This is a genomic window from Nocardioides sp. CPCC 206348 (genome assembly GCF_048654705.1).
Lineage (GTDB): Bacteria > Actinomycetota > Actinomycetes > Propionibacteriales > Nocardioidaceae > Nocardioides.
The window spans coordinates 18,150-18,746 of record NZ_JBMCZA010000206.1; the positions used below are offsets into that span (position 1 = coordinate 18,150).

General features: G+C 67.7%; 1 protein-coding gene. It reads left to right on the top strand.

Annotation, left to right across the window (positions count from 1 at the left end):
• Positions 1-597, top strand: a 597-nt coding sequence (locus tag ACOADB_RS20405) for a flavin-containing monooxygenase (RefSeq protein ID WP_378602742.1), incomplete at both ends; no start/stop codon positions are given.

The following is a 597-nucleotide window of genomic DNA, read 5'->3' on the forward strand; positions in this document are numbered from 1 at the left end:
GGGCATCGGCACCGCCTGCCAGATCACCAGCCAGCACCCCGGCAAGACCATCGCCGTGCTGGAGCGTCGGCAACGCCTGGGCGGGACCTGGGACCTGTTCCGATATCCCGGCATCCGCTCCGACTCCGACATGTTCACCTTCGGCTACAAGTTCCGGCCGTGGGTCGACTACAAGGTGCTCGCCCCCGGCGCCGCGATCCGTGACTACATCGCCGACACCGCTGCAGAACACGGCATCGACGAGAAGATCCACTACGGCCTCAAGATCGTGTCGGCCGACTGGTCGAGCAACGACGCCCGCTGGACCGTCACCGCCGAGCGGGAAGCGACCGGCGAGACCGTCGAGTACACAGCTGGCTTCCTGGTCAGCGCCACCGGCTACTACAACCACGACGCCGGCTTCCTGCCGACGTTCCCGGGGTCCGAGGACTTCCAGGGCCAGCAGGTCCACCCCCAGCACTGGCCCGAGGACCTCGACTACGCCGGCAAGAAGGTCGTCGTGATCGGCAGCGGCGCCACCGCCGTCACCCTGGTGCCATCGATGGCCGGTACGGCGGGCCACGTCACGATGCTGCAGCGCTCGCCGTCGTACATCTT